Source organism: Stieleria sp. (genome assembly GCF_041595215.1).
Taxonomy (GTDB): domain Bacteria; phylum Planctomycetota; class Planctomycetia; order Pirellulales; family Pirellulaceae; genus Stieleria; species Stieleria magnilauensis.
Map to the genome: position 1 here is coordinate 1 of NZ_JBFHKV010000762.1, position 4,383 is coordinate 4,383.

Below are 4,383 nucleotides of genomic sequence, written 5' to 3' on the forward strand. Positions count from 1 at the left end.
CGCTTTTTCGGGCACGAGCCGCAGCTTGATGTCGCGTTGTTAAATCGGGGGTTTCACGTCGCCTACGTGGATGTGGCGGGTTTGTTCGGCGCGCCCCAGGCCGTGCAGATCTGGGATGACTTCTACGCCCATGTGACGGCGACCTATCAATTCCATCCCAAGCCGGTGTTGGAAGGGATGAGCCGCGGCGGATTGATCATTTTCAACTGGGCCAAAGCGAATCCCGACAAGGTTCAATGCATTTATGGTGATGCACCGGTGTGCGACATCAAGAGCTGGCCGGGCGGCAAAGGCAAGGGGGCGGGAAGCCCGGGCGAGTGGAAACGTTGTTTGAACGCGTATGGTTTGACCGAAGCGGAAGCGATGGACCCGCAATCGACCAAGTCGCATTGCAATCCCATCGATGGGCTGGGACCATTGGCGGCGGCAGATGTTCCGATTCTGTGCGTCGTCGGCGATGCCGACGTGGTCGTGCCGGTGGATGAAAACACCGCGATCCTGGAACAACGGTATCGCGACTTGGGGGGACCGATCGAAGTCATCCACAAACCCGGAGTCGGGCATCACCCGCACAGCTTGAAAGACCCGACGGCGATCATCGAGTTTATTTTCCGCGACCGAGCGAACAGCGAAGAAGATCATGCAAATTGAGTTCGTTTATTTTGATCTCGGCAACGTACTGGTTTCGTTCGACCCGGAGATCGCCTGTCGCAATCTTTCTGAGCTGGCCGGGATCTCCACCGACAGGGCCCGCGAAGTCCTTTATGACAGTGGACTGCAAGATCAATACGAGAGCGGTCAGATTACCAGCCGCTCGTTCACGCAGACGCTGCGAGAAGTCTTGGATTTAGACGCCAAACGGTTGCCGCAAGATCTGGTCCTGGACGCGATCAGCGACATGTTCACGCCCATCGATTCGATGGTCCAGGTCGTGGAGCTTGCCCGCCGCAGCGCCGGTCGCGTGGGCGTGTTGTCCAACACCTGCCCTGCTCATTGGCGTTGGGTGCGAAAGCAACCCTGGCCGGTCTCGCAGATCGACTATGACGTCAAAATTCTGAGCTGCGAAGTGATGTCGATGAAACCGGACATGAAGATTTACGAGGCCGCCGAAAAAGCGGCGCGGGTACGTCCCGAGCGAATTCTGTTCATCGATGACAAACCGGAAAACGTCCGAGCAGCGGCGGAGCGCGGCTGGCGTGCCCACCAATGCCTGGGCGGCGAACAGGCCAAATCCGTGATCGAGCAACACTTGGGCGTCAAGTAGAGCCAGCCACCGGTCTCACGAAACGTTTAGCGGACGCCATTTCTTAGTGGACAAGTGTTGAATTCCGCCAGCCTGGGGAGGAGAATGAGCAGAAATCCCTGCTGGGGGACTGGCGAATAGCTGTTGTGTTGAGGCGGCTTCCGTCCGCCTCCCCAACATCCTTGCCGAGCCTCCTATGTTCCAGTGGCAAAAGACCGGAGCACACCGGTCGAAAAGAAGTCGGAAGACGAAGAAGTCCCCAACCCGCCGCAGTCATCTCGAAACACTCGAAGCACGGCGGCTCCTCGCCCGCGAAGTCTCGGGCACGCTGGCCGGAGACGACGATTGGTCAGGAACGATCCATGTGACCGGCGACGTCAGCGTCCCGGCGGGATCGAAATTAACGATCCAGCCCGACACGGTGGTCAAGTTTGCAAAGGGAAAGTGGCTGACAGGAAACGGCGCGATCGAGGCGGTCGGTTTGCCGGGACAGCCCGTCGTCTTCACCAGTGCCCTGGACGATAGCGTCGGTGAAGACCTGACACCCGGCGTCGACGGTGTGCCCTATCCCGGACACTGGGAATCGCTTTACCTGAGAGGTCCGAACACGCGGCTCGATCATGTCGAAGTCCGTTACGCGGGCGACACGGACGGCGATGGGGCGTTCAGTGGTCACACCGGTTCGATCGAGACATTCTTTGATTCGTCGGCACCGGCCGAACAAACGCAGCTCTCCAATGTCGTGGTCACGCACGGCTACTCCAACGGCGTCAATGTGTTTGCCGGCAGCCCGAGTTTGAACAACGTCGCCGTCAACGATTCCCTCGGCGTGCCGTTCTACTTCGACATCGATGCTGATCCCGACGCTGTGGGAATCGGCGGAACCGGCAACGCCGGTGGTGATCGCATCGCGGTTCAGGCGGGAACATTGACCGAGAACCGTTCCTGGGATTACGGTGAGCTGCCCGTTGCGATCTTCGGTGGAGATTATGTCGTCGGGCAAGACGGTGACAGTCAACCCGTCACACTCTCGGTTGCACCCGGGACCGTTATCAAGGTGCCGCAGGCTCGCTACCTCCACGCGGATCAGGGGAAGATCCACGCCGTGGGAACGACGGCGGAGCCGATCGTCTTCACCGCCGCGACGGACGATTCGATCGCGGGAGATTCCAACGGTGACGGCGAGACGACCACTGCCTTCCCCGGTTATTGGGAATCGATCTATCTGGATAGTCCGGGCAGTGTCTTTGAAAACGTCGAAGTCCGCTACGCAGGTGACACCGATGGCAACGGCATCTTTAGCGGACAGACGGGTTCGTTCGAAGTCCGCTACGACAGTCGTGATCCGAATCTGCAGAACCGGCTCACCAATGTCCGCATCTCGCGTGGTTATTCCAACGGCGTGAACGTCCGCGCCGGTGCCCCGAACCTGGACACCGTGCACGTCGAGGATTCGCTCGGCTATCCGTTCTACTTTGATCTGGACGCCAATCCATCGACCCGCCAGTTGACCGGTCGTGACAACGCGGCCGGTGACCGGATCGTGCTGCAAAGTGGAACGCTGACCGAGGATCGTACGTGGGACTACGGTGACCTTCCGCTGCACGTTGCACCCGGTGATTTCGTTGTCGGAAAAGACGCGGCCAGCAATCCGGTCACGTTGACGGTTGCGGCCGGCACCGTGATCAAAATGTCAAAGGCGCAATACCTGTGGTCTCACGAAGGCACGATTGTCGCAAATGGTACGCCGTCGGATCCGATCATCATCACGGCCATCACGGACGACTCGATCGGAGGCGATTCGGAAGGCGACGGTGACGCGACGGCACCCTACCCGGGCTACTGGGAATCGATTTATTTGGACGGCCCGAACAATGTCTTTGAGAACGTTGAAATTCGTTACGCCGGCGACACCGATGGGAATGGGATCTTCAGTGGGCAAGTCGGAGGTTTTGAATTACGGCACGCCGGTGACGATCCGACGAAGCAAACGCGACTGACCAATGTTCGCATCTCCGATGGTTACTCCAACGGTATCAACGTCAGCGCCGGCGATCCGATCCTGCAGAACATCCACACTGAAGACAACTTGGGTGTTCCGTTCTACTTTGAACTCGATACGGATCCCGACACGACGGGTTTGAGCGGACGCGGCAATCTGGGCGGCGGTCGGATTGTGATCCAGGGCGGAACGTTGACCGAAGATCGCACCTGGGATTATGGCGACCTGCCGATCCACTTGACCGCCAGCAACTTGATCGTCGGTGCGGACGCCCAAGGCACTCCCGTCACGTTGACGATCGCCGCCGGGACGGTGATCAAGATGCCCAATGCGCAGTACTTCGAATCGCGTCAGGGTACGATCCACGCGGTCGGAACGGCGGAGGATCCGATCGTCTTTACCGCTGCCACCGATGACACCGTCGGCGGAGATTCCAACGGCGACCGGAACAAAAGCACTCCGTTTCCCGGCTATTGGGAATCGCTCTACCTGTACGGACCGTCCAACGTCTTGGAACACGTCCAGGTTCGCTACGCCGGCGACACCGATGGCAATGGAATCCTTAGCGGACAGGTCGGTTCGATCGAACTGGATCACGCGGGCACCACACCGGAGACCCAAAACCGCCTGACGAACGTCACGGTTTCCCACGGTTACTCCAACGGGATCAACGTCCTCGCAGCGACACCGACGCTGGAGAACGTTGACGTGTTCAAAAACGTCGGAGCCGCGTATTACTTTGAACTCGACGCCGCTCCCCAGGTCACCAATCTGACCGGCCGAGACAATCTCGGCGGCGATCGGATCGCGATTCAGGCGGGGACACTGACGCAAAGTCGTGTCTGGGATTATGGCGATCTACCGATTCACATTATTTCGGGCAATCTGGTTCTGGGGGCCGACGCGGAATCCAATCCCGCCAACCTCGACATCGCTGCGGGGACGGTCATCAAGATCGACAAAGCAAACTACGTTTGGGCCCGCGACGGAGCATTGCGCGCCCCGGGAACGCCGGCCGAGCCGATTTACTTCACCGCAACCAGCGACGACACCGTCGGCGGCGATGTGACCGGCGACGGTGATGCCAGCAGCCCCTATCCAGGTTTCTGGGAATCGATCTACATCGACGGTGCGGGAA

Annotated in this window: 3 protein-coding genes; all 3 read left to right on the forward strand. The window is 59.3% G+C overall.

Features of this window, described 5'->3' with window-relative positions; all coding sequences use genetic code 11:
- Positions 1-651, forward strand: a 651-nt coding sequence (locus ABX749_RS23785; RefSeq protein WP_372898190.1) for an alpha/beta hydrolase family protein, incomplete at its 5' end; no start/stop codon positions are given.
- Entirely contained in the window at positions 641-1,264 is a 624-nt protein-coding gene (locus tag ABX749_RS23790) for an HAD family hydrolase (protein ID WP_372898191.1), read from the forward strand. The genes ABX749_RS23785 and ABX749_RS23790, both read left to right, overlap by 11 nt.
- 175 nt (positions 1,265-1,439) lie before the next feature.
- Positions 1,440-4,383, forward strand: a 2,944-nt coding sequence (locus tag ABX749_RS23795) for a hypothetical protein (protein ID WP_372898192.1), incomplete at its 3' end; no start/stop codon positions are given.

What these genes read in the sequence shown, in the direction of transcription:
- ABX749_RS23790 (WP_372898191.1), top strand. Translation starts at nt 641, where the DNA reads ATGCAAATTGAGTTCGTTTATTTTGATCTCGGCAACGTACTGGTTTCG.